The organism is Lentzea alba, from assembly GCF_011067745.1.
Classification (GTDB): domain Bacteria; phylum Actinomycetota; class Actinomycetes; order Mycobacteriales; family Pseudonocardiaceae; genus Lentzea; species Lentzea alba.
The window spans coordinates 125,758-150,581 of sequence record NZ_JAAMPJ010000003.1; the positions used below are offsets into that span (position 1 = coordinate 125,758).

The 24,824-nt window shown below is 68.5% G+C and carries 22 protein-coding genes; 12 read left to right on the forward strand and 10 right to left on the reverse strand.

The annotated features are described in order from the left end of the window. Positions 1-13: 13 nt before the first annotated feature. Positions 14-883, reverse strand: coding sequence for a hypothetical protein (locus tag G7043_RS13020; RefSeq protein WP_166045872.1), 870 nt, complete (start codon positions 881-883; stop codon positions 14-16). A gap of 242 nt (positions 884-1,125) precedes the next feature. Next, complete coding sequence (locus G7043_RS13025) at positions 1,126-2,748, reverse strand: C39 family peptidase (RefSeq protein WP_166045873.1); 1,623 nt, start codon at positions 2,746-2,748, stop codon at positions 1,126-1,128. Between the two features lie 63 nt (positions 2,749-2,811). Between G7043_RS13025 and G7043_RS13030 the strand changes: the two genes are divergently transcribed. The 8 genes from G7043_RS13030 (at position 2,812) to G7043_RS13065 (ending at position 12,051) form a co-directional block, all read left to right on the forward strand. Then, entirely contained in the window at positions 2,812-5,361 is a 2,550-nt protein-coding gene (locus tag G7043_RS13030) for an AfsR/SARP family transcriptional regulator (protein WP_166045874.1), read from the forward strand. Then, positions 5,358-6,338 carry a methyltransferase gene (locus tag G7043_RS13035; RefSeq protein ID WP_166045875.1) on the forward strand — a complete coding sequence of 327 codons (981 nt, stop codon included), beginning with the start codon at positions 5,358-5,360 and terminating at the stop codon, positions 6,336-6,338. The genes G7043_RS13030 and G7043_RS13035 overlap by 4 nt, the downstream gene beginning before the upstream one ends. A 24-nt stretch (positions 6,339-6,362) precedes the next feature. Beyond that, the gene (locus G7043_RS13040; RefSeq protein WP_166045876.1) at positions 6,363-7,271 is read left to right on the forward strand and encodes a LysR family transcriptional regulator; all 909 of its coding nucleotides are present in this window, start codon (positions 6,363-6,365) and stop codon (positions 7,269-7,271) included. Between the two features lie 115 nt (positions 7,272-7,386). Continuing rightward, a complete protein-coding gene (locus G7043_RS13045; protein WP_207311123.1) occupies positions 7,387-8,538 on the forward strand; it encodes a CaiB/BaiF CoA transferase family protein in 1,152 nt (383 codons plus the stop codon). A 1-nt stretch (position 8,539) separates the two neighbouring features. After that, entirely contained in the window at positions 8,540-9,283 is a 744-nt protein-coding gene (locus tag G7043_RS13050; protein ID WP_166045877.1) for a crotonase/enoyl-CoA hydratase family protein, read from the forward strand. A gap of 1 nt (position 9,284) precedes the next feature. After that, positions 9,285-10,007: an acetoacetate decarboxylase gene (locus G7043_RS13055; RefSeq protein ID WP_166045878.1), complete on the forward strand. Its 723-nt coding sequence runs from the start codon at positions 9,285-9,287 to the stop codon at positions 10,005-10,007. Then, on the forward strand, positions 10,004-10,858 hold the full coding sequence (locus tag G7043_RS13060; protein WP_166045879.1) for a 3-hydroxyacyl-CoA dehydrogenase NAD-binding domain-containing protein: 855 nt from the start codon (positions 10,004-10,006) through the stop codon (positions 10,856-10,858). The genes G7043_RS13055 and G7043_RS13060 overlap by 4 nt, the downstream gene beginning before the upstream one ends. Before the next feature lie 2 nt (positions 10,859-10,860). Then, positions 10,861-12,051, forward strand: coding sequence for an acyl-CoA dehydrogenase family protein (locus G7043_RS13065; protein ID WP_166045880.1), 1,191 nt, complete (start codon positions 10,861-10,863; stop codon positions 12,049-12,051). Between the two features lies 1 nt (position 12,052). On the opposite strand, the gene G7043_RS13070 is transcribed toward G7043_RS13065, so the two are convergent. The 5 genes from G7043_RS13070 to G7043_RS13090 all read right to left on the reverse strand — a co-directional run bounded on the left by G7043_RS13070 (position 12,053) and on the right by G7043_RS13090 (position 16,105). After that, on the reverse strand, positions 12,053-13,081 hold the full coding sequence (locus G7043_RS13070; RefSeq protein ID WP_166045881.1) for an ABC transporter ATP-binding protein: 1,029 nt from the start codon (positions 13,079-13,081) through the stop codon (positions 12,053-12,055). Then, positions 13,078-13,857, reverse strand: coding sequence for a molybdate ABC transporter permease subunit (gene modB, locus G7043_RS13075; protein WP_166045882.1), 780 nt, complete (start codon positions 13,855-13,857; stop codon positions 13,078-13,080). The genes G7043_RS13070 and modB overlap by 4 nt, the downstream gene beginning before the upstream one ends. Further along, positions 13,854-14,606 carry a molybdate ABC transporter substrate-binding protein gene (modA, locus tag G7043_RS13080; protein ID WP_166045883.1) on the reverse strand — a complete coding sequence of 251 codons (753 nt, stop codon included), beginning with the start codon at positions 14,604-14,606 and terminating at the stop codon, positions 13,854-13,856. The genes modB and modA overlap by 4 nt, the downstream gene beginning before the upstream one ends. Continuing rightward, positions 14,606-15,004, reverse strand: a complete 399-nt coding sequence (locus tag G7043_RS13085; protein WP_166045884.1) for a TOBE domain-containing protein — start codon at positions 15,002-15,004, stop codon at positions 14,606-14,608. Before G7043_RS13085 ends, modA begins: the two co-directional genes overlap by 1 nt. A 135-nt stretch (positions 15,005-15,139) precedes the next feature. Then, on the reverse strand, positions 15,140-16,105 hold the full coding sequence (locus G7043_RS13090) for an aldo/keto reductase (protein ID WP_166045885.1): 966 nt from the start codon (positions 16,103-16,105) through the stop codon (positions 15,140-15,142). A gap of 177 nt (positions 16,106-16,282) precedes the next feature. On the opposite strand from G7043_RS13090, the gene G7043_RS13095 reads away from it, so the two are divergent. Further along, positions 16,283-17,287 (forward strand): polyprenyl synthetase family protein, encoded by a 1,005-nt coding sequence (locus G7043_RS13095; protein WP_166045886.1) that lies wholly within the window; start codon positions 16,283-16,285, stop codon positions 17,285-17,287. Here G7043_RS13095 and G7043_RS13100 read toward each other — a convergent pair. Together G7043_RS13100 and G7043_RS13105 are read right to left on the reverse strand one after the other, a co-directional pair. Beyond that, positions 17,193-18,044, reverse strand: a complete 852-nt coding sequence (locus G7043_RS13100; protein WP_166045887.1) for an NAD-dependent epimerase/dehydratase family protein — start codon at positions 18,042-18,044, stop codon at positions 17,193-17,195. The genes G7043_RS13095 and G7043_RS13100 overlap by 95 nt on opposite strands. Next, complete coding sequence (locus G7043_RS13105; RefSeq protein WP_166045888.1) at positions 18,041-18,652, reverse strand: TetR/AcrR family transcriptional regulator; 612 nt, start codon at positions 18,650-18,652, stop codon at positions 18,041-18,043. Before G7043_RS13105 ends, G7043_RS13100 begins: the two co-directional genes overlap by 4 nt. 83 nt (positions 18,653-18,735) lie before the next feature. Between G7043_RS13105 and G7043_RS13110 the strand changes: the two genes are divergently transcribed. The 3 genes from G7043_RS13110 to G7043_RS13120 all read left to right on the forward strand — a co-directional run bounded on the left by G7043_RS13110 (position 18,736) and on the right by G7043_RS13120 (position 24,134). Then, entirely contained in the window at positions 18,736-19,596 is an 861-nt protein-coding gene (locus G7043_RS13110; RefSeq protein WP_166045889.1) for an NAD(P)-dependent oxidoreductase, read from the forward strand. Positions 19,597-19,737: 141 nt separating this feature from the next. Beyond that, positions 19,738-22,944, forward strand: coding sequence for a fused isobutyryl-CoA mutase/GTPase IcmF (gene icmF, locus G7043_RS13115; RefSeq protein WP_166045891.1), 3,207 nt, complete (start codon positions 19,738-19,740; stop codon positions 22,942-22,944). 158 nt (positions 22,945-23,102) lie between these two features. Then, positions 23,103-24,134, forward strand: coding sequence for a hypothetical protein (locus tag G7043_RS13120; RefSeq protein WP_207311124.1), 1,032 nt, complete (start codon positions 23,103-23,105; stop codon positions 24,132-24,134). Positions 24,135-24,142: 8 nt separating this feature from the next. On the opposite strand, the gene G7043_RS13125 is transcribed toward G7043_RS13120, so the two are convergent. Beyond that, positions 24,143-24,823, reverse strand: a complete 681-nt coding sequence (locus tag G7043_RS13125) for an MOSC domain-containing protein (RefSeq protein WP_166046347.1) — start codon at positions 24,821-24,823, stop codon at positions 24,143-24,145. Position 24,824: the final 1 nt, after the last annotated feature.

Sequence of the window (24,824 nt, forward strand, 5' to 3'; positions counted from 1 at the left end):
GTAGTCCTCCCGTCTACTTGATGTCCAGTTTCATGCCCACTCGTGCGCCGGTGCTGACCCCATCGGCCACAAGGCTGATCTCCTCGCGACCGCTCGTGTTCGTGCTCCGTTGAATGGAATGACTTTCGGTCCCGGACTTCAGTCCCACGCCGTCCCAGTAACCGCTGCAGCCTGGTGGCAAGACGACCGTGTACTCGAGGTGCTCGGGTCCCGGCGAGAACTTCTTGACGAACTCCTCGGGTGCTCCCTGAACAAAGGGCAGGCACTTCGCGGGAAAGGCGAACTCGGCCACCAGGCTGATCTCGGTGTCGCGCAGCGCGGGCTCGCTCAAGTGCACCATCACCTTCAGGCGTCCTCTGCTCAACCAGCAGGTCGTGACGTCGAACCGGGTCCCGCCGCCGTCACCTTCGAGCTCCACGCTCCGGACGTGCACCTCGGTCTTGCGCCGGTACCTCTCGGGCCACTCCCAGTTCGGACCTTCCCAGAACGTCAGGAAGTCGAGCGCGTCGCAGGTGGGCACGGCGGTGAAGGTGATCTTGTCGCGAGTGTCGCCGTTGGCCTCGATCGTCACGACCTGCCGCCAGTCGGTGATCCTCCACGTGAAGTTGCAGCGTTCGTGCAGCAAGTCGCAGTACCGGCGCAGGAGCCGCCGATCCAGCTCGGTGCGGCGCCGCCATTCCAGCTTGTTCGCGACGAGCAACACGAAGAGTCCCAGGACGGCCACGATCACCGCGACGATCGCGGCGGCGCGCACACCGGCCTGGCCCAGCAGGGCGCTGAGGATTCCGCCGACCGCCAGAATGCCGAGCAATCCTTCGACGATGCCGATGACGCCCGCGTTGAGCACATAAGACTGCAGGGCTTCCACGGTCGATCCCAGCATTGTGGAAGACCTGATTTTCGACTGCATTCGTCGTGTTCTTCGTATGCTCGCCCCGAACGTCATCGGCTACATCCTCGTGGCCCCCTCGGCGGGTGCACCCGCTGCTGATTCGCACGATACTTCCGGGGCGAGGACCTACGATCAGGTTCACACCAACGGGCAGGGTGGGGCTGCTCCGGATCAGTGATGCTGTCCCTGCTCAACCAATTTCGCGTTAGAATCTCTGCTTCGTTGTCGAGGTATCAGGCCGCCCACATCTGCACGGGCGCGATGTAGTTCCACGTGTAGAGCTGGTTCGCCCCGTCGTAGCTGCCGTCCGTACCCGCCCCGTAGGTGTCGTGCACGTAGAACGACCCGTTGTCGTGGTACCCGATGACGACCGACAGGTGGCCGGCGGTCGAACCCCAGGTGCCGCTCATGATGACGAACTTGCCCTGGTCGAGGAACGCGCGGACCTGGGCCGGGGTGAAGTTGCCCTGCTGGACGGCGGCGCCGTTGCGGGCCAGGAAGTCGCGCTCGGAGTCCCACGAGGCGCAGGGGCGGGCCGGGTTGCCGCCGCAGTAGTAGCCGGTGATCCAGCCGTGGGCGCCCTTCCAGCTGCCGGTGCGCGACCAGTCGTTCATGGTCCGGTTGAAGGTGGTGCCGCGGTTGGTGAACTCGTCGGTGATGTAGCGGCCCCACTTCGACCAGTGCGACGACGGCTGCGAGACCTGGACGCCGAACTCGGTGGGCAGCTGGTAGGTGACGAGGTCGATCACCGCGCTGGTCGGGCCGCAGGAGGAGTTGCCGTTGAACTCGTTGCGGGTGTCCCACAACTGGTGGATGTACTCGGCGCGGTTCAGCCGGCCCATCGTGGTGACCTCACCGTCCAGCGAAGCCGCCGACAAGCCCGCGGCTTTCACGTAGCCCTTGGCCGGGCTGCCGATGACGGCCACACCACCGTCGATCCCGGTGAGCGCGTAGTTGAACGACAGCCCCTCGACGACGCGCGAAGCGACACCCGAAGCCCGGTCCTGCACGTAGACGCCGTTGAACCCGGCGAACTGGCCGGGCCCGAGAGTCTTGTCCGACACGCAACCCATGACCTCGTACGCGACCCGAGAACCATCGGCACTCCAGACCGCGCTGCGGTAGTGGTGGCGGGTCTCGCCGATCAGCGACCGGACGGCACCGTCCTCGGAGACCAGGCCCAGCCACTGCGGGTCGGCGCCGCCGCAGCGGTAGATCTCGTTGTGCTTGATGAAGCTGACGTGCCGCTCTCCACGCACGTCCACGAGCTTGAAGTCGCGGTACAGCGCGGAGGAATCGGACGTGACCAACGGCTTGGCGGCGCCGGACTTCAGGTCGAAGCGCACCAGCGAACCCACGTACGTGCTGTCGTCGGCCGCGTCCGGGTGCTCGACGGCCAGCAGTCCGGTGCCGTCGGAGGTGAAGCCGAGCAGCTGGGGCGCGCGCCCCTTGAGCTTGCCCGCGGAGACCCCGTCCACCACCACGTTCTCGCCGTCGGCGTAGGCCAGCCGAGAACCGTGGAACACAGCCGACGTGATCGCGCCGCGCGCGACGAGACGCGACTTGCCGTAGCGGTCGACGGTCTGGAGAACGGAACCGGACGTGCCGTCGAAGTCGGAGATCACGGCAGCCAGCGCGCCATCGGCGGAAGACGTGGAACGGACCGTGTAGGCGGGATCGCTGACCTTGACAGTGGCTCTCTTGACGCCACCGACGACCACGTCGTAGCCGTGACTCGAACGAACGGTGTGGGACTGGGACGGGCTCTCGGAGTAGGGCTCGACAGCCTGGGCGGGGGACACGGCCGCGGCCAAAGCGCCGAGCGCCACCACCAGAGCCAGTGAGGTTTTCGTCATGGGTCAAACGTCAGGGCGCTTGGCATGTGTTCGGTATGCGTCCGGTAGTTACGATCAGGAGTTGTGGAGTTCCGGGTGCTCGGGCCGGTGGAGTGTTACGCCGATGACGGCGTGCGCCTGAGCCTTGGGCCGCCCAAGCAACGGGCGGTGCTCGCGCTGCTGCTCGCACAGCCGGGGCGGGTGTTGTCGGTCGACCGGCTGATCAGCGTGCTCTGGGACGACGCCCCGCCCAAGACGGCGCTCAAGAACCTGCAGGTCTACGTCTACCAGCTGCGCAAGATCGTCGGATCGCGGCTGCTGTCGCGCCCGCCCGGCTACCTGATGTCGATCGATCCGGCCGAGCTGGATCTCACCCGGTTCACCGAGCTGCTCGACGTCGCCCGCAGGGAACGCACGCCGCAGCGCTACCGGGAGGCGCTCGCGTTGTGGCGCGGGCCCGCGCTGGCCGACCTCGCCGCGTCCGGGCTCCTGCGCGGGGTCATCGCCCAGGTCGAGGAGCTGCGGCTGGTCGCACGGGTCGAGTGCGCCGAGGCCGAGCTGGACCTCGGGCGGCACGTCGAGATCGTCGCGGACCTCAACGAGTGGGTGCGCGAGCACCCGTTGAACGAACGCCTGCGCGAGCAGCAGATGGTCGCACTGCACCGCGCGGGGCGGCCGGCCGAGGCGCTGGCGGCCTATCAGGAGTGCCGCCGGGTGCTTCAGGACGAGCTCGGCGTCGAGCCGGGGGAGTCGCTGCGCCGACTGCAGGCGGAGATCCTGCGGGCGAAACCCGTTGGCGCGTCGGCGATCCGTCAGCTGCCGCCGGACGTGGTCACCTTCGCCGGACGCGGCCGCGAGCTGAACCTGATCAAGGCGCGGACCCGCCGCCAGGACCGGGTCGCGGTGTGCGTGATCACCGGGCAGGCGGGCATCGGCAAGTCCGCGCTCGCGGTCCGGGCGGCGCACGAGATCGCGGCGAGCTTCCCGGACGGCCAGCTCTACGCCGACCTGTCCGACGGCGCGTCGGACCGGATCCTCAGCCAGTTCCTGCGGGCGCTCGGCGAACGGCCGGGGGACGAGGAAGCCCTGCGCTACCGGTCGCTCACGGCCTCGCGCAGGCTGCTCGTGGTGCTGGACAACGTTGCCACCGCGGCTCAGGTCAGACGTCTGCTGCCGACCGGGCCGGGCTCGGCCGTGCTGATCACGTCACGTCGTCCGCTCACCTCGCTGGACGGCGCCTCGTACGTCAAGCTCGGCGCTCTGCCACTGGAGGACGCCTTCCAGCTGCTGGAAGCCGTCGCCGGGAAGGTCGACGACGGCGCCGAACTCGTGCGCTGGTGCGGTGGACTGCCTCTCGCGCTGAGGATCGCGGGCGCGCGGCTCGCCGCCCGTCCACAGTGGACCGCGCCGCTGCTGGCAGCGCGGCTGGCGGACGAGACACGGCGGCTCGACGAACTGAGGCTCGGTGACGTCGCGGTCCGGTCGGCCTTCGAGGTCAGCTACGCCGAGCTGGGTTCTCCCGCCGTGGCAAGGGTGTTCCGGCTGCTCGGGCTGCTGGACGGGCCGGACTTCGCGGTCGCGGCGGCACGGGCGCTGACCGACGTGCCGGACGTCGACGAGCTGCTCGCCGAACTGGCCGACGTGCACCTCGTCGAGGAACCGGTGCCCGGCCGCTTCGCCCTGCACGACCTGCTGCGGCTGTTCGCGCGGGAACGCTGCCGCGGCACCGAGTCGTCCGAGGAACGGTCGCTGGCACTGGAACGCCTGCACAAGCACTACCTGGAAGCCCTGGCGGACAACCCGACCGATCTGTGGCTCGCCGAGGAGCGCGACAACCTGATCGCCGCCGCACAGCAGGCCTCGCCGGCTGACACGGTCGCGTTCGCCGCCGGTCTGTCCTGGTACTTCCGCCGCCGTTCGGAGGTGGCGGACTGGGCCGCCCTGAACACGCTGGCCCTGGAGGCCGCTCGCTCGCTGGGTGACGTCCGCGCGGAAGCGCTGGCGTTGAAGGAACTCGGTGCCGCCTGCGAGCGCGGGTTCAAGTTCGCCGAGGCCCAGCAGCACTGGACGGCCGCGCTCGGTCTGGCCCGTGAGCTGCACGACCGCCGGCTCGAAGCCGTGACGCTCAACAACCTCGGCATCGTGCACTGGCGCCGCCGCGATCTGCCCGCGGCGGTGACCTCGCTGGAGGCGTCGCTGACGTTGCGCGAGGAGCTGGACGACTCGCAGGGCGCGGCTTACGTGCGCACGAACCTGGGTCTTGTGCACGCGGCGCTCGGCGATCTGCCGGCCGCGCTGGTCTGCTACGAGGACACCCTGACGACGTTCCGCGCGTGCGGTGACCGTTCCGGCGAGCTGCACGCGTTGGCGAACATGGCCGACGCGCACCGCCAGCTCGGGTCGCTGGACCAGGCGCTGGAACTGGCCGAGGAAGCGCTGCGGCTGGCGCGGTCGGTGGGAGACCGGCAGATCGAGGCGGGTGTGCTGCTCGACCGCGGCATCGTGCACGAGCTGGCGGGCCGGGCGGAGCGGGCGAGGGAGTCCTACGGAGAGGCCGTCGAGTTGTCGCGCCGGATCGGGTTCCGCTGGGGCGAGTCGGAGGCCGCACGCAGATTGGCGGGGTTGGACGGATGAATCCGGGCCTGGTGATCGAACTGACGACCGGCTACTGGCGGTTCAAGGTGATGGCCGCGGCCGTCGACATAGGACTGTTCGCCGCCGTCGATCGCCATGACGAAGCCACTTCCGCCGAGCTGGCCGCGGATCTCGGCCTGCAACCACGTCCGTTGCGGCTGCTGCTGAGCAGCTGCACCGCGCTCGGGTTCCTCACCAAGGAAGGTGACCGCTACCGGAACAGCCCGGTCGCGGCGGAGTATCTGGTGCCCGGCAAGGGACAGTACTTCGGCGGGTTCGTGCGGTACAACGACATGGTCGGCTATCCGGCCTGGGGCAAGCTGCAGGAGGCGTTGCGCACCAACGCTCCCACGACCTCGCACGCCTCGTTCATGACCTCCGACCCGGTGGTGCTGGACAACTTCTGGGACGCGCTGTTCGCGATCTCGTCGTTCACCGCGATGGCGCTCGCCGACGCGTACGACTTCGGTCGCCACCGGAACCTGCTCGACCTCGGCGGCGGGATGGGCTCGTTCCCGGCCGTGCTCTGCGAGCGCTACCCGGACCTGCGCGCGACCGTCTACGACCTTCCGCACGTCGTGGAGAAGGCCAAGGCCACGGAGCGGATCTCCTTGCACAGCGGCGACTTCCTCGCCGATCCGGAGTTGCCGGCCGGGCACGACGTGATCCTGCTCAGCATGATCCTGCACGACTGGGACGAGCAGACCTCGCGCCTGATCCTGGAGAAGTGTCACGCCGCACTGCCTTCCGGCGGCGCGGTCATCATCTGCGAGCTGGTGCTGGACGACGACGAGACCGGCCCGGAGATCGCCGCCCTGATGGGCGTCAACATGCTGGTGGAGACCGCCGGCGGGCAGAACTGGACCGGCGCGGAGTACCGGGAGTGGCTCACCGGCGCGGGTTTCCGGGACATTGCCACGATTCCACTGCTCTCGGCCGGGGCGAACGCCGCGATCGTCGCCTGCAAACGAGGATGAGCCGAACGGGCTAATCTCGATCTCGTGGAACTGCTGCACCTCCGGTACTTCGTGGCGGTCGCCGAGGAGCTCAACTTCTCGGCGGCCGCGCGGAAACTGCACATGGCCGCCTCGCCGCTGAGCCAGCGGATCAAGGACCTGGAGCACGAGCTCGGCCGGAGACTGTTCGACCGCAGCACCCACCACGTGGCGCTGACGCCGGCGGGCACGGCGTTGCTGCCGATCGCGAGGGACGTGCTGGAGCAGGTCGGGTCGATCAGGTGGCGGCTCGACCAGGCCACCGCACCCGCGCGGGCCACGGTGTTCATCGGCATGCCGGCCGGCATCCACCCGGTGCTGCGCGAGCGGGTCAACGTCCTGGCCGAGCGCGTCGAGGCGCGGTTCGAGATCAAGCGGTGGCCGGGCACGACCGCGGATCTCGTCGCGGCGGTGAAGGACGGGAAGCTCGCGCTCAGCTTGGCGCGTCTGCCCGTGCAGGAGGCCTCTCTTGAGACGTTGCACGTGATGACGGAACGCCTCGGCGCTGTCGTGCCGGCCGACCAGTTCCGCGGGCGCGAATCGGTCAAACTGGCTGATCTCGCCGATCTGGCGTATGCGAAGGCGCCGGAGGAATTGATGCCCGCGTATTTCGAACAGCTCGACCGGCAGTTGTTCGAACTGGGCATCAGAAAGCGCATCCAGCTCAGCAACACCGGTTATCAGGGCACCTCGGAGATCGTGTCCAGCGGCCTCGGGTTCTCCGTGTCGATGCTCGACGAGGACAGCGCGATGCGCGGCTACCAGCTGGAGAACATGGCGGTGCTGCCGTTCGAGGACTTCCGCGCGCAGCTCGACACCGGCCTGCTGTGGCGGCGCGACCGCGGCGAGAACGGTGACCTCGAAGAGATCATCGGGACCGCACGCGAAGTCTTCGCCGCGCCGATCGTCAAATGAACAATGGTATGACCGCTGTGGTCATACCATTGTTCGCGACATGATCGTTCCCTTTCGCTGAATTCGCCACTAGCTTCGGTTGTGCAAGAACGAAGCAGGTGCGAAAGGACGAACGATGACGGACATCACCGCCGGTCCGCTGACCGGCATCCGGGTGATCGACCTCTCGACCGTGGTGATGGGCCCGTACGCGGCCCAGATCCTCGGAGACCTCGGCGCCGACGTGATCAAGATCGAGTCGCCTGTGGACACCGTCCGCAACGGCCGCTACCGCACCACGCCGGGCATGACGCCGTTGAGCCTCAACGTCAACCGGAACAAGCGCAGCATCGCCCTCAACCTCAAGGACGAGGACGACCGCGAGAAGGCACTCAAGCTGATCGACACGGCCGACGTGCTGATCACCAACATGCGTCCGGGCGCGCTGAGCAGGCTCGGCCTCAACTACGCCGACGTCGCCGAGCGCAACCCCGGCCTGATCTACGCCCACGCCCAGGGCTTCCGCGGCGACTCCGACCGCGCGGGCATCGCCGCCTACGACGAGACGATCCAGGGCGCGTCCGGGCTGGTCGACATCGCCAACCGCGCCATCGGGCGGCCCGTCTACCTGCCGACGATCATCGGCGACAAGGTGTCGTCGCTGACCATCGCGTACAGCGTGCTCGCCGCGCTGGTGCACCGGAACTCCACCGGCGAGGGTCAGCGCGTCGAGATCCCGATGGCGGACACGATGATCGCGTTCAACCTCGTCGAGCACCTCGCGGGCCACGCGTTCGTGCCGGAGGAGGGACCGACTGGCTTCAACCTGTCGATGGCCAAAGGCCACCACGCCGTGCACACCAAGGACGGCCTCGCCTGCGTCGTGCCCTACAACCCGCAGAACTTCCGCGACTTCTTCGCCGCCGCCGGGCGTCCCGACCTGGTCGACGACCCGCGCGTCACGGGTGAGCGCATCGATCCCGGTGACAGCGACGACCTGATGGGCCTCGTCGACGCGTGCGCGTCCGCGCTGACCACCGAGGAGTGGGCCGAGGTGTGCGCGAAGCACAGCATCCCGTTCGGGCCGGTGCTGGAGCTCGACAAGGCGCACGAGGACTCCTACGTCCGCGACGGCCACCTGCTCGACGTCGTGCAGCACCCCACCGAGGGCGCCGTCCGCTCGATCGGCATCCCGGTCAGGTTCTCCGCCACGCCCGCCACCGTCCGCCGGCTGGCCCCGCTGCCCGGCCAGGACACCGCTGAAGTGCTCGCCGAGATCGGAGTCTGAGATGACTGTTGTGCGCACCGAGCGAGTCGGCTCGGCATTGCTGATCACGATCGACCGGCCGGAAGCCCGCAACGCCGTCGACGCGGCCACCGCGGCCGAGCTGTCCGCCGCACTGGACGAGTTGGAGGCCACCCCGGAACTGTGGGCAGGCGTGCTCACCGGGGCAGGTGGCACGTTCAGCGCCGGAATGGACCTGAAGGCCGCGCTGAAGGGCGAGTCGCCGGAGATCCCCGGCCGCGGGTTCGGCGGGCTCACCGAGGCCGAGCTGACCAAACCGCTGATCGCCGCTGTCGAGGGGTTCGCGATGGGCGGCGGGTTCGAGCTGGCCCTGGGCTGCGACCTGATCGTCGCCGCCGAGAACGCGAAGTTCGGGCTGCCCGAGGTGAAGCGCGGCCTGATCGCCGCCGGCGGGGGAGTCGTCCGCCTGCCGGAACGGATCCCGCACCACCTTGCGATGGAGATCCTGCTGACCGGCGAGCCGATCAACGGCATCCGCGCCGGGTCGCTGGGCCTGGCGAACCGGGTCGTGCCCGCCGGTGAGACCGCCGCGGTCGCGTTGCAGCTGGCCGAGCAGATCGCTCTGAACGCCCCGTTGGCGTTGGCCGCCGTGAAGAACGTGGTGCGTGCGTCCGACCGTTGGGCGGCGCAACGCACCGAGATCGCCAAGCTGATGACGTCCGCGGACGTTCGCGAGGGCATGACCGCGTTCGCCGAGCGCCGCGCTCCACAGTGGACGGGGCGCTGACATGGCACTCGGAGTCACGCCCCTGACCGCTCCCGCGTTTCCGGCGGTGCAGCCCCGGTTCCACGACCGCGAGTACCTGAACATCGTGTACCGCACGGATCCCGATGCGCTGCGGGCCGTCGTCCCGGCGCCGTTGGAGATCGACGAGCCGCTCGTCCGGTTCGAGGTCATGAAGATGAACGACGTCACCGGCTACGGGCCCTACACCGAGGCCGGCCAGGCGATCCAGGTGGTCTTCGACGGCGAACGCGGCGAGTACCTGCACGCGATGTACCTGGACAGCTTCGCCGCCACCGCGTCCGGCCGCGAGGTCAGCGCCTACCCGAAGGTGATGGGGTCGCCGAAGCTGTACGCCGACAACGGCGCGCTCGTCGGGACGTTGGACTACGGCACGCTCCGGGTGGCCACCGCGACCATGGGGTACAAGCACTTCGAGCTGGACCGCCGTGAGGCCGAAGCGGAGATCACGGTTCCGACGTTCATGCTGAAGACCATCCCCGACTACGACGGAACGCTCCGAGTCCAGGAACTCGTGCGCACGGAGATCACCGACGTGGTGGTCAAGGCCGCCTACACCGGGCCCGCGCGGTTGCAGCTGTTCCAGCACGTTCTCGCGCCGCTCGCCGACCTTCCCGTGCTGGAGGTCGTGTCCGCCAGTCACATCATCACCGACCTGACGCTCGCTCCCGCCAAGCCGGTGCACAACTACTTGGAGGCGTCATGAACCCCAAGAAAGAGTTCAATACCGTCGCAGTGGTTGGTGCAGGTGTCATCGGCCTGTCGTGGGCCCGGTTGTTCGCTTCGCACGGCATGACCGTGCGGGTCACCGATCCCCGTCCGGATCTCGCGGACGTCGTTCCAGCAGGCGTGCAGGTGGCCGGGAGTGTCGCGGAAGCCGTGCGGGACGCGGACTTCGTGCAGGAGAACGGTCCGGAGAACCTGGAGTTCAAGAAGACGCTGTTCGCCGAACTGGTCCGGGAAGCGCCCGCGCACGCGTTGCTGCTCAGCTCGTCGTCCGCGATTCCGTCCAGCGCGTTCGCCGAGGGCCTCGACGGCTCGCGAATCCTGATCGGGCACCCGTTCAACCCGCCGCACGTGATCCCGCTGGTCGAGGTCGTGCCGGGTGAGCGGACTTCGGAGGAGTCCGTTCAGCGCGCGGTGGAGTTCTACCGTTCCGTCGGCCGCACGCCGGTCGTCGAACGCAAGGAGATCCCCGGTTTCGTCGGCAACCGGCTGCAGGCCGCGCTGTCCCGCGAAGCCGCCTACCTCGTCGAACAGGGCGTGGTGACGCCGGCGGACCTCGACGCGGTCGTGACGAACTCGCTCGGCCCGCGCTGGGCGACCGTCGGGCCGTTCCTCGGCGCCCACCTCGGTGGTGGCCCCGGCGGCTACCGGCACCTCGCCGAGCACATCGGCAAGTCCATGCAGGGCCTGGCCCTCGGCACCCCGTCCGACAACCCCGAAAAGCTCATCGAAGCAGTTGAAGACGCTTACGGCTCCTCCACGTACTCGGCGCTGGCCGAGGCGCGCGACCGCAAGCAGCTCGCCGTTCTGACGGCATTGGAGGAGAACTGATCATGGAACGACTTGAAGACCAGCTGACCGCCGACTTCTACAACTACGAGGCGCTGCTCAGCGACGAAGAGCGCAAGATCCTGCTGAGCGCCCGCGAGTTCATGACCACCGAGATCAAGCCGATGGTCAACGAGTACTGGGCGCGTGGCGAGTTCCCTCCCGCGCTGATCGGCAAGTTCCGCGGCGCCGGCCTCACCGCGTTGTCGTACGAGGGTTACGGCGAGCACCCCGAAGCCGTCAGCAACCTGCTCACCGGCATGCTGGCCATGGAGCTCAGCCGTACCGACGCCTCCGTCGCCACGTTCTTCGGCGTCCACAACGGACTCGCGATGTACTCGATCTACGCGGGCGGTGACCAGGAGCAGCGCGACCGCTGGCTGCCGGCCATGGCCGCGATGGACAAGATCGGCGCGTTCGCGATGACCGAACCGCTCGGCGGCTCCGACGTGGCCGGCGGCATGCGCACCACGGCGCAGCGCGACGGCGACACCTGGATCCTCAACGGCGCCAAGAAGTGGATCGGCAACGCCACGTTCGCCGACTACGTGATCGTGTGGGCCCGCGACCTGGACGACAACCACGTCAAGGGGTTCGTGGTCGAGAAGGGCACGCCCGGCTTCGTCGCGGAGAAGATCGAGGGCAAGATCGCGTTCCGGATCGTGGAGAACGCCGAGATCACCCTGACCGACGTCCGCGTGCCGGAGGCGAACCGGTTGCAGCGCATCAACTCGTTCCGCGACGTGGCCGAGATCCTGCGCGCGACCCGTGGCGGCGTCGCCTGGCAGGCGCTCGGTGTGATGATCGGCGCCTACGAGCTCGCGCTGGCCTACGCCCAGGAGCGCAAGCAGTTCGGCCGCCCCATCGCCCGGTTCCAGATGGTGCAGGACCTGCTGGTGAAGTCGCTCGGCAACATCACCGCCTCCTGGGGCATGCTCGTGCAGCTGGCGAAGTTGCAGGACGCGGGGATCTTCCAGGACGAGCACTCGTCGCTGGCAAAGGCGTTCGTCACGTCCCGGATGCGCGAGGTCGTCGGCTGGGCGCGGGAGATCTTCGGTGGCAACGGCATCGTGCTCGGTTACGACGTGGCCCGGTTCTTCGCCGACGCCGAGGCGATCTACTCCTTCGAGGGCACCCGCGAGATGAACACGCTGATCGTCGGCAAGGCGATCACCGGGCAGAGCGCCTTCGTGTGACCTACCTCGGGTAGGTGTGGATCTCCGTTGCTTTGAGGGAAACCCACAACGTGTCGCCGGGCTGCAGCCGCAGCTCGGCGACTGTCGCTGTGGTGATGTCGGCGAGCACGGCGGGGTTGCCCGCGAGATCGACGCGGGTGGTGTGCGCGTGCTGCTCGATCCCGGAAACGATGGCCTGCCAGGTGTTTCGCGGACTACCGGCGGGCTTGTCCGGGTAGAGGCTCACCGCGGACGGCGGGAACACCACGTGCACCGGGCCTTGCGCGGGTTCCGCGATGGTGAGCGTGCCGCCGTCGTCGAGCCGTACCTCGGTGCCTTCCGCCACGCCCCGGTAGAAGTTGAGACCGACGAGGTGGGCGACGTAGTCGGTGCGCGGCTGCCGGACGACCTCGCGCGGCGTGCCCTGCTGGACCACGCGGCCGTCCTCGAGGATGACGATCCGGTCGGCGAGCACCATCGCGTCCAACGGGTCGTGCGTGACCAGCAGCGTGTGGCCCGGGTAGTGCTGGAGGTGCCGGCCGAGGTCGGAGCGCACGCGCAGGCGGGTACTGGCGTCCAGGGCGGCGAGGGGTTCGTCGAGCAGCAACAGTTCGGGTGAGGTGGCCAGGGCGCGGGCGAGGGCGACGCGCTGGGCCTGGCCGCCGGACAGCGTGCGGGGTTTGGCCTTCGCGAACTCGGCGAGCCCGACCTGGGCTAGCCAGTGCCGCGCGATCTCGTTGGCCTCGGCCTTGCGCGTACCGCGGGCGCGCAGGCCGAACGCGACGTTGTCGAGTGCGCTCATGGTCGCGAAGAGCAGGTAGTCCTGGAAAACCACGCCGATGGGCCGTTTCTCGGCGGGCAGCTTGTCCCAAGTGGACTCTTCGGTGCGGATGTGGCTCCCTGGCAGGAGTCCGGCGAGGGCGCGCAGGGCGGTGGTCTTGCCGGCACCGTTCGGGCCGAGCAACGCCACGACCTCGCCCGGCTCGATGGCGAGGTCCAGTTCGAGCGCGAAGCCGGCCCGGTGGACGCGGAGTTCGGCGTGCAGGGTCATGCGCGGATCCACCTGTCCCGCAAGCCCGCCAGCACCGCGACGGACACCAGCAACAACACGATGCTGAGCACGATCGCCGCGTCCGGGTCGGTCTCCAGCGCCAGGTACACGGCGAGGGGCATGGTCGTCGTCTTGCCGGGAAAGTTGCCGGCGAACGTGATCGTCGCACCGAACTCGCCGAGCGCGCGGGCCCAGCACAGCACGGTTCCCGCGACGACGCCCGGCATGACGCTGGGCAGCGTCACCCGGCGGAACGTGAGCCACCGCGAGGCGCCGAGCGTCGCGGCGGCTTCCTCGTACCGCGGATCGGCCGCCCTGAACGCGCCCTCGACCGAGATGACCAGGAACGGCATCGCGACGAACGCCTCGGCCAGCACGACTCCCGCCGTGGTGAAGGGAAGCGAGACGCCGAACCACTGGTCGAGGTACTGGCCGACCAACCCGCGCCGCCCGAGCACCAGCAGCAACGCGACCCCGCCCACCACCGGCGGCAGCACCAGTGGCACGGTGACGAGTGCGCGCAGCAGGCCCCGCCCCGGCAGGTCGCTGCGCGCGAGCAACCACGCGAGCGGTACGCCGAGGACGAGGCAGACGATCGTGGCGAGCGAGGCGCAGAGCAACGACAGCCGCAGCGCCTGCCCGACCTCCGCGCTGAAGAGCTGAGCCGGCAGGGTCGCCCAGGGTGCCTCGACGAGCAGGCCCGCCAGCGGTACGAGCAGGAAGGCCAGCCCGATGACCGCGGGCAGGACCAGGACGACCGGCAGCCTCGACCTCACGGCGCCGCGAAACCGGCTTCGGTCAGCACCTTCCGGCCCTCGCCGGACAGCACGTAGTCGACGAAAGCCTGGGCAGCAGCCGCGTTGGGCGCCTTGGCGATCAGCGCGATCGGGTAGTCGTTGACCGCCTTGTCCGCCTCCGCGAAGTCCACACCCTCGACCTTGTCGTTGGCCTTCACGTCCGTGCGGTAGACGAGCGCCGCGTCGACCTCACCCAGCGACACCTTGGTGAGCACGGCCTTGACGTCCTGCTCCAGCGTGTCCGGCGCGGCGGTGATCTTGGCGGCCTCGAACACCTTCTTCGCCGCGGCACCGCACGGCACCTGCTCCGCGCACAACGCGATCTTCAGGTCCGCCTTGGCGAAGTCCGCCAGTCCGGTGACCTTGCCGGGGTTGCCCTCGGGCACCGCGATCTGCAGCGTGTTCTTCGCGAACGTCGCCGGCGTCGCGGTGATCGCCCCGGTGTCGGTCACCTGCTTCATGTTCGCCGGCGCGGCGGACGCGAACACGTCGGCCGGCGCGCCCTTGTTGATCTGCTGTGCGAGCGCCGAGCTGCCCGCGAAGTTGAACGTGACCTTCGTGCCGGGATGCGCGGCCTCGAACTCCTTGCCCAGCTCGGTGAACGACTCGGTGAGCGACGCGGCCGCGAACACCGTGATCTCCCCGTTCACGCCGGTCGTGGGGCTTGCCGTGGTCGATCCGCAGCCGGCCAGCAGGAGTGCCGCCACCGCCACGATCCGCTTCACCATCAGGACTCCGGGATCTCGACGACGACGTGGGTGGACTTGATGGAGGCGACGGCGACGCTGCCCACCTCGAGGCCGAGCTCGTCGGCCGACTCGCGGCTCATCAGCGACGTGATGCGGAACGGCCCCGCCTGCATGTCGACCTGGGCCATGACCCCGTCCTTGACGACACGGGTGACGATGCCCTTCATCCGGTTGCGGGCCGACGCCGCCACCGTCACGCCGGGCTCGGCGATGTCCGTCATGGTCTGGGCGAACGCGGCGAGCGCCGTCCCGCTGACCCCCTTGCGCCCGTTGTCGAGCACAACGGACTCCAGGCGTCCCTGATCTATCCACCGGCGCAGGGTGTCGTCACTGACCCCGAGCAGCGCGGCGGCCTCGCTGATCCGCAGATTCGGCACGGACGGCAGTCTATGTCCGCGTCTGCGGCGAAAACAACCACTGTTGTGGCGCACTCGATAGTTTCAGTGTTGACCGAAGATCGGAGTCGCTGTCCTCCTGCTGGTCATCGGATCGGGTACCTCGAGGTCAACTGATCAGGAATGTCCCGCGATGCGGTGCGGCACATAGGCTTCCTCCAGCAGCCGCACCTCGTCGTCCGTGAGCGACACCTCCAGCGACGCCACCGCGTCGTCGAGCTGCGCGGGCTTGGTCACGCCGACGATCGGGGCCGTCACGACCGGGTTCCGGTGCAGCCACGCCAACGCCACCTGGGCGCGGGACACGCCACGAGCGGCAGCCACGGCGGCGACCTGCTCGACGATCACGCGGTCGGAGTCGGTGTACAGAGTGGACCCGAACTCGTCGGTCTCAGTGCGGGCGGTGACGGCGTCCCAGTCGCGGGTCAGACGGCCGCGGGCGAGCGGGCTCCAGGGGATCACGGCGACGCCCTGGTCCGCGCACAGCGGCAGCATCTCGCGCTCCTCCTCGCGGTAGAGGAGGTTGTAGTGGTTCTGCATGGACACGAACCGCGTCCAGCCGTTCTGCCGTTGCGTGAACAACGCCTTGGCGAACTGCCACGCGTACATGGACGACGCGCCGATGTAGCGCGCCTTGCCGGACTTCACCACGTCGTGCAGCGCTTCGAGCGTCTCCTCCAACGGGACGTTCGGGTCGAAGCGGTGGATCTGGTACAGGTCCACGTAGTCCGTGCCCAGGCGGCGCAGGGAGTTGTCGATCTCGGCGAAGATGGCCTTGCGGGACAGGCCCGCGCCGTTCGAGCCCTGGTGCATGCGGCCGTGCACCTTGGTGGCGAGCACGATCTCGTCGCGGCGGGCGAACTCCCGCAGCGCACCACCGGTGATCTCCTCCGAGGAACCGGCGGAGTAGACGTTGGCGGTGTCGAAGAAGTTGATGCCGGCGTCGAGCGCGGCCTTGATGAACGTCCGGGAGTCCTCCTCCGGCAACGACCACGGGTGGCCGCCCCGCGACGGATCTCCGTAGCTCATCATGCCGAGACAGATCTCGGACACGTCCATGCCGGCGAGCTTGGTGTAGCGCAAGGTAAGCCCCTCAAGAAAAACGACGGTCTCGGTCGGGTGACGGTGACGACAACCCGTTCAACTTCAACGTAGTCCCGCTCGCCGGATCGTGCCCGTCTTTAACACGTCAGTGGCAACGGTGTTTGCGCACCGAACGGTGGGTTTAGCGTCATTTCCCAGGTTTTGAGAGGAATGCGCATGACGAGCATCGACGTGGTCGCGCCGCCGCAGGACGTGCTGGAGCGAACTCGTGCCGCGGTCGAGCCGTTGCTGCGCGCCGCGCTGGCCGATCTCCCGGACGAAACCCGCGAGGTGGTCGAGTACGGGCAGTCCGACTTCACCACGGCCGCGCTGGTGTTGCTGTCGGCCGAGACGATCGGCGACTCGGCCGCAGCGGTCCGGGTCGCCGTCGCGCTGGAGTTCGCTCACCAGCACGAACAGCTGCACGCGGACCTGATGGCCCGCGCGGTGAGCCGCGGCCACCAGCCGAGCGCGTGGGTGGAGTTCGGTGACGACCGGGCCGTCTCCGCGGCCGACGCGCTGCTGTCGCTCGCTTTCGCGCGGCTCACCAAGCCCGAGGTGATGATCCTCAACGTCGCCCTGCTGTCCGTTGTGGACGGTTATGTCCAGGAAATCGAGATGGGCGAACGGGACGACGTGGACATGGCGGAACATCTCGGCGTGGCGGCGGCGAAGCACTCCGCGCTGACGGCGTGCGCGTGCGAGCTGGGAGCGCTGGCCGCCGGTGCGAGCAGGAGCCAGGCCGAGCACTTCAGGGAGTTCGGCGACGACGTCGGCCTGGCGCGCAAGCACGTGGACGACGTGGAGGCCATCTGGGGTGGCGCCACTGTCAGCGGCCGGCCGCTCTACGACGATCTCGCGCACCGCCGCCGCACCCTGCCGGTCTTGGCCGCGATCGACGCCGGCACCGACGTCTACGGCGTGGCGGCCGAACCCCGCGAGCTGGCCGACCTGGTCGAGCAGGCGGGCGGGCGAAAGTGGTGCGAGCAGCAGGCCGAACTGCTGCTCGCCCGCGCCCTCAACCACCTGCGGCAGGTGAAACCGAGGGCGCGGGCGGCCGACGAGCTGTTCGGGCTCGCCAGGGAGGTCACGACCGCCAGGTGTGCGCGGGCTCGAACCCCAGCACCCGTCGTGCCTTCTCAATCGACAGCAGAGTCTCGTGCGGACCAAACTCTCGCTTGAGCGGCACGCCGGGGTAGACCTTCGCGACCAACTCGTCGTTCGGCGTCGTCATGCAGGTGTCCGCGTTGGCGATGATGAACACGTCGAAGCCCGTCGCGTCGTGCGCCAAAGCCTTTCGCACGGCCTGAGCACCGTCACGCGCGTCGATGTACGACCAGAGGTTCCACTTGCGCGAGAGAGGGTCGGCGTCGAACGGGAAGCGTTCGTAGTCGTGCGGCTCCATGACGTTCGAGAACCGCAGCCCGATGATCTTCATCTCCGGCTCCCACCGGCAGAACTGCTGGGCGAGCGTCTCGTCGACCAGTTTGCCGAGGGAGTACGACGTCTCCGGGCGCCCCGCGTACTCCTCGTCGATGGGGATGTACGGCGGGGGAGTGTCGAACGGCAGACCGAGCACCGTTTCGCTGGACGCCCACACGACGTTGCGCACGCCTGCCAGCCGTGCCGCGGCAAACACGTTGTACGTGCTCGTCACGTTGTTGTGGAACGTGCGCGCGTTCGGTGCCACGCCCGGACCTGGAATCGCCGCCAGGTGCACCACGGCGTCCAGCCCGGCGTACCTGTCGTCGATACCGCTGATCGCCTCCACGACCTGGCCGTAGTCGGTCAGGTCGACGCGGGTGAAGTCGCCGCCCTGAGCCGCCGGGGGAGCGGCCTGGTCGAGGGTGTGGACCTCCCAGCCGTGCTCCAGCAGGTCGGCCACGACAGCTCGCCCGAGCTTGCCGCTGCCTCCGGTCACCGCGACGCGTTGAGTCATGAGTCAGATGTTGCCACCTGATGACGTGCGCGGTAGGCGTTGACGAGCACCGCGAGATGCCGGCCGGCGATCTCCAGCGGGGCCGTGCTCTGGGAGACCTGTGCCGACAGTTCCGCGCCCTCCAGCATGTTGATCACGCTGTGGGCGAGGTCGTGCGCCACGTCCTCGGCGAATCCCGCACGTGCGAGCTTGGCGCGGACCAGCGCGCGCCAGTTCTCGTAGGCGCTCTCCGCGGCCTGCTGGATCTCGGGGACCCGGCCCGCGCTCTCCAGTGCCGCGGTGGTGACGGGACAGCCGTCCAGCCAGTCCGACTCGCGCAGCCCGGTGGCGAGGTCGCGGGCGCAGGCCACCATGGCCGCGGCCGGATCGTCCTCCCGGTCGAACGCGGCCTGCAGGAACTCGGTGAACTCCCGCTCCCCGTGGCCGATCGCCTCGACCGCGAGCTCCCGCTTGCCGCCGGGGAAGAAGTGGTACACCGAGCCCAGCGTGGCCTCGGCCTCCTGAGAGATCTGCTTGAGGCCCGTTGCCTCGTACCCCTGCCGCTGGATCAGGCGTGAGGTCGTCCGGACGATCCGCTCCCTCGTGCCGAACTCGTGCTGGCTGCGCATGACGATCAGCCTACTGGGTAGAGCGTTCGTTCTAGAACTGCTAGCGTCTCGACTAAATAGAGCGTTCGTTCTAGGGGGTTGTGATGAAGTCGGTGACCGTGATCGGGCTCGGACCGATGGGGCAGGCCATGGCCGGTGCCTATCTCGCGGCGGGCTACGAGGTGACCGTGTGGAACCGCACGGCGGCCAGGGCGGACGACCTGGTGGCGCGGGGCGCGAGGAGGGCGGCATCGGTCGAGGCGGCGCTCTCAGCCGCCGAGCTGGTGGTGCTCAGCTTGATCGACTACGACGCGGTGGACGCCGTCCTGGCCCAGGTACCGGAGGCCGTGCTGGCCGGACGTGTGCTGGTCAACCTCACCTCCGACACGCCGGACCGAGCCCGCCGGCAGGCGGAGTGGCTGGCTGAGCGCGGGGCCGTCCAGATCGCCGGTGGCGTCCAGGTGCCGCCTCCCGGCATCGGCACGCCGGAGGCGGTGACGTACTACAGCGGTCCCGAGCACGTGATCGAGACGCACCGGTCCGCTCTCGAGGTGTTGACCGGGATCGACTACCTCGGTGCGGACCAGGGGCTGGCGCCGCTGTACTACCAGATCGGGATCGACATGTTCTGGACGGCGCTGGCCGGTTATCTGCACGGCCAGGCGGTCGCGGAGGCCAACGGGATCTCCGCCGAGGACTTCCTGCCGCGCGCGGTGCGGTCCATGGACCTGCGCTACTTCCTGGAGTTCTACGCGCCGCGCATCGCCGCGGGAAACCACGAGGGCGACGTCGATCGGATCTCCATGGGTGTGGCGAGCGTCGAGCACGTGCTGCGCACCACCGAAGCGGCCGGGGTGGACGGCACGCTGCCCGCGGCCGTTCTGGAGGTTTTTCGCCGGGGTGAGGCGGCCGGTCACGGCCAGAACAGCCTCACGAGCCTGATCGGCGTGCTCAAGGGGCGTTGACGGGTGTGAGCCGGGGTTGGGGTCGCGGTCGACCGCGGCTCCACCCCGGTGGCCGAATCTCGGCAGGCGCGTTCCTGCTCGATACAGAGACCTGGGCCACCCTCAGTTGCACGTCCAATAGTAGGAAGTCAAACTATTCTCATGGCGATCTCACTGCACAAGCCGGCGAACCCGGTGCGCTTTGTGACCGCGTCCAGCCTGTTCGACGGCCACGACGCGGCGATCAACATCATGCGCCGGATCCTGCAGTCGCAGGGTGCCGAGGTCATCCACCTCGGTCACAACCGGTCGGTGGCGGAGGTCGTCAACGCCGCGATCCAGGAGGACGCGCAGGGCATCGCCATCAGCGCGTACCAGGGCGGGCACGTCGAGTACTTCTCCTACCTGGTCGAACTGCTGGGCGAGCGCGGTGCCGGGCACATCCGCGTCTACGGCGGCGGTGGCGGCGTCATCGTCCCCGAGGAGATCGAGCTGCTGCACTCGCGCGGCGTCGCGCGGATCTTCTCGCCGCAGGACGGGCAGACGCTCGGCCTGGCTCGCATGATCAACCTGATGATCGAGGAGTGCGACCACGCGCTCACCGAGCCGTTCAGCCACGACGCGTTGCTGACGGGCGCGGACGAGGCGCTCGCGCGCGCGATCACGCACATCGAGGCCGGGACCGCGCAGACCCTGGAGACCACCCGCAAGGTGCCGGTCCTCGGCATCACCGGCACCGGTGGTTCGGGCAAGTCGTCGCTCACCGACGAACTGGTCCGCCGTTTCCGGCTCGACCAGCAGGACAAGCTGCGCATCGCCGTGCTCGCCGTCGACCCGACGCGTCGCCGTGGTGGTGGCGCGCTGCTCGGCGACCGGATCCGGATGAACTGCCTCGACGGCGACCGCGTGTTCTTCCGTTCGCTGGCCACGCGCCGTGCGGGCAGTGAGATCCCTGACGGCCTGGAGCAGGCCATCGTGGCGTGCAAGGCGTCCGGTGCGGATCTCGTCATCGTCGAGACGCCCGGTATCGGTCAGGGCGACGCGGCCATCGTGCCGTTCGTCGACTTCTCGCTGTACGTGATGACGCCGGAGTTCGGCGCCGCGTCGCAGCTGGAGAAGATCGACATGCTCGACTACGCCGACGCGGTGGCCATCAACAAGTTCGAGCGTCGCGGTGCCGAGGACGCACGGCGCGACGTGGCGCGTCAGATGGTGCGCAACCGCGAGGCGTTCGGCGTGAAGTGGGAGGACATGCCGGTCTACGGCACGTCCGCCGCGACGTTCAACGACGACGGCGTCACCGCGCTCTACCAGTTCCTCCGTGACGGCCTCGTCGAGCACGGTCTGGCCGTGCAGGAAGGCTCTCTCGCGACGGTCAACGGCAAGACGTCGACTTCGGCTTCAACGGTCGTGCCCGCTTCTCGCGCGCGCTACCTGTCTGACATCGCCGACACCGTGCGCGGTTACCACAGCAAGACCGACGAGCAGGTCGAAGCCGTCCGCGCGCACACGCAGCTCACCGGTGCGCAGAAGGCGTTGGAAGCAGCCGGAAAGGCCGTCTCGGACATCGCCGAGCTGGTGGACGAGGCCGGGCGCAAGGTCGACCGCGAGACCGCGGACCTGCTCAGGACGTGGCCGGAGGTCCGCGAGCAGTACTCCGGCGACGAGCTCGTGTTCAAGGTGCGGGACAAGGAGATCCACACCAAGCTGACGCGGGAGACGTTGTCCGGCAACCAGGTCCGCCGGGTCAGCCTGCCCCGCTACGACGACGAGGGCTCGCTGCTGCGGTTCCTGCGCAAGGAGAACCTGCCGGGCTTCTTCCCGTACACGGCCGGGGTCTTCCCGTTCAAGCGCGAGGGCGAGGACCCGGCGCGCATGTTCGCCGGCGAGGGTGACGCGTTCCGCACCAACCGCCGCTTCAAGTACCTGTCCCAGGGCAACCCGGCCACCCGCCTGTCGACCGCGTTCGACTCGGTGACGCTCTACGGCCGCGACCCCGACACCCCGCCGGACGTCTACGGCAAGATCGGCACCTCCGGCGTCTCGATCGCGTCGCTCGACGACATGAAGGCGCTGTACGACGGCTTCGACCTGGTCGCGCCGACCACGTCCGTGTCGATGACGATCAACGGTCCCGCGCCGACGATCCTCGCCTACTTCCTGAACACCGTGATCGACCAGCAGGTCGCCGTGTTCACGGAGAAGGAGGGCCGCGAGCCCACTGCCGAGGAGCACGCCCGGATCAAGGCCTTCGCACTGGCCAACGTCCGCGGCACCGTGCAGGCGGACATCCTCAAGGAGGACCAGGGCCAGAACACCTGCATCTTCTCCACGGAGTTCTCGTTGCGCATGATGGCGGACATCCAGGAGTGGTTCATCCAGCAGCAGGTGCGCAACTTCTACTCGGTGTCGATCTCCGGCTACCACATCGCCGAGGCCGGCGCGAACCCCATCAGCCAGCTCGCCTTCACGCTCGCCAACGGCTTCACCTACGTCGAGTCGTACCTGGCGCGCGGCATGAACATCGACGACTTCGCGCCGAACCTGAGCTTCTTCTTCTCCAACGGCATGGACGCCGAGTACAGCGTCATCGGCCGGGTGGCGCGGCGGATCTGGGCCGTGGCCATGCGCGACCGCTACGGCGCTGCGGAACGCTCGCAGAAGTTCAAGTACCACGTGCAGACGTCCGGCCGTTCGCTGCACGCGCAGGAGATGGACTTCAACGACATCCGCACCACGCTCCAGGCGTTGTGTGCGCTGTACGACAACTGCAACTCCTTGCACACCAACGCCTATGACGAGGCGATCACCACTCCCACCGAGTCGTCCGTCCGCCGTGCGATGGCCATCCAGATGATCATCAACAAGGAGTGGGGCCTGTCCGCGAACGAGAACCCGCTGCAGGGCTCGTTCGTCATCGACGAGCTGACCGACCTCGTCGAAGAGGCCGTGCTGATGGAGTTCGACCGAATCTCCGAACGCGGCGGCGTGCTCGGCGCGATGGAGACCGGCTACCAGCGCGGCCGCATCCAGGACGAGTCGATGCTCTACGAACAGCGCAAGCACGACGGCTCGCTGCCGTTGATCGGCGTCAACACCTTCCTGCCCGAGGGCGGTGAGCGCGAGGTCGTGAAGATCGAGCTCGCGCGCGCCACCGAGGAGGAGAAGCAGTCGCAGGTCGACCGCACGCGGGCGTACCAGGCGGCGCACCGCGACGAGGCCCAGAAGGCGCTCGCCCGGCTGCGTGAGGTCGCGCAGACGAACGAGAACGTCTTCGCCGTGCTGATGGACGCCGCGCGCGTGTGCACGCTGGGCCAGATCACCGAGGCGTTCTTCGAGGTGGGCGGCCAGTACCGCAGGAACATCTAGCGGTAAGCGCAGTCGAATGGGGCCATACGGTCGTTTTCGGCCGCCGGTTTTGAGCGATATTCTTACCGTGCTGCCGGCGCGGGAGGTATACCGGTGAACTGAGCGCGCCCGCGACCGGAAATGTGCATCCCTGTCCATTTCCTGTGGAAAAGGCGCAAATGACTGCGAAGAACAGGCTGAGACAAACAGGTCGTATTCCGGTTCGTCTTCTTGTGGCGTTGTTGCTCCTATCTGGTGTCCTGGTCGCCCAACCGGCCTCGGCGGCAGAAGGGCAACGAAGCGGGCAGTTGCTGTCGAACGCCCCGCTGGCCGGGGTCACGGCGCCGTCGGCGTCGTGGACCAGCAACGGCGGGCGCATCGACGTTTTCGAGGTCGGTTCCGATGGCTGGCTCTACCAGCGGTACTGGACGAGCGGGTCCGGTTGGCAGGGCCGGTTCGCCTTCGCCCCGCCCGCCGCGGGGATCGGTAGCGCCCCCAGTGCCACCTGGACCAGCGGTGGCGGGCGCATCGACGTCTTCGTGACCGGGTCGAGCGATGGTCACCTGTACCAGAAGTACTGGACCGCCGGGTCCGGGTGGAGCGGCTGGGTGGACCTCGGCGGCACCCTCATCTCGGCGCCGTCGGCGTCGTGGACCAGCAACGGTGGACGTATCGATGTGTTCGGCATCGGTACTGACGGTCGGCTTTATCAGAAGTACTGGACGAGTGGTTCTGGTTGGCAGGGCTGGTTCGGGTTTGCCGCACCTCCCGCGGGTATCGGTAGTGCGCCGAGCATCACCTGGACGACTGGCGGCGGGCGGATCGACGTTTTCGTGCGCGGGTCGAGCGACGGTCATCTGTACCAGAAATATTGGACCGCCAGTGCTGGCTGGAGTGGCTGGGTGGACCTCGGTGGGGTCCTGATTTCCGCGCCGTCGGCGTCGTGGACGAACAATGGCGGGCGTATCGATGTGTTCGGCATCGGTACTGATGGCCGGCTTTATCAGAAGTACTGGACGAGTGGTTCCGGTTGGCAGGGCTGGTTCGGCTTTGCCGCACCCGCCGCGGGTATCGGTAGTGCGCCCAGCATCACCTGGACGACCGGTGGCGGGCGGATCGACGTTTTCGTGACCGGGGCGAACGACGGACGCCTCTACCAGAAGTACTGGACGTCCGGAGGCGGCTGGAGCGGCTGGGTGGACCTCGGCTGATCCGAGCCTCAGACGGCGTAGGGCCGGCCGACGATCCACCCGCCGATGTGGTGGGGGAGCTCGTCGGTCGGCACCACCTCGACCGCGTCACCGATGCGCACCACGCCCGGCTGGATCACCCAGCTGTCCAGGCACAGCACGCCGCCGAACTCGTGCCGGATCCGCCGGTGCACGTCCAGGTCCTGCGCCCCGGTGTCGGGATCGATCGTCGTGACCACGCACCGGCCCCGCTGCTGGAACATCCCGATCACCACGTCGCCGACCACGAGCGCGTGTCCTGGCCAGCCCTCCTCCTCGCCGGGTTCGACGCCGCCGATGAGGATGTTGGGCCGCAACCGCCGCACGTCCACGCCGGCCGCCTCGACCTGACCGTCCGTGGCCACGAGGACGTTGAGCACGTCGAACCGCTCCGGGCCGGTGTACCGGGTCAGCCGGCCGCCGTGCGGGAGCACCAGTGCGTGGGCTTCCCAGCTGTCCCACGGATGTCCGTCCACGAGGGGTCCGTCGGGACCTGTGGACGCGGGGATGGTGAGCAGGCCGTACCGGGTGCGCCCGGTGAGCACGCCGCGCGGGCCCTGGACGTGCACGAGCCGGTCGCCCGCCACACCGTCGGAGGTGAACTCCGCTTCCCGCAACGGTTCGCCGCCCAGCGACTTCACCGGGTAGCGCCACAACGCCTCGACGTGCATC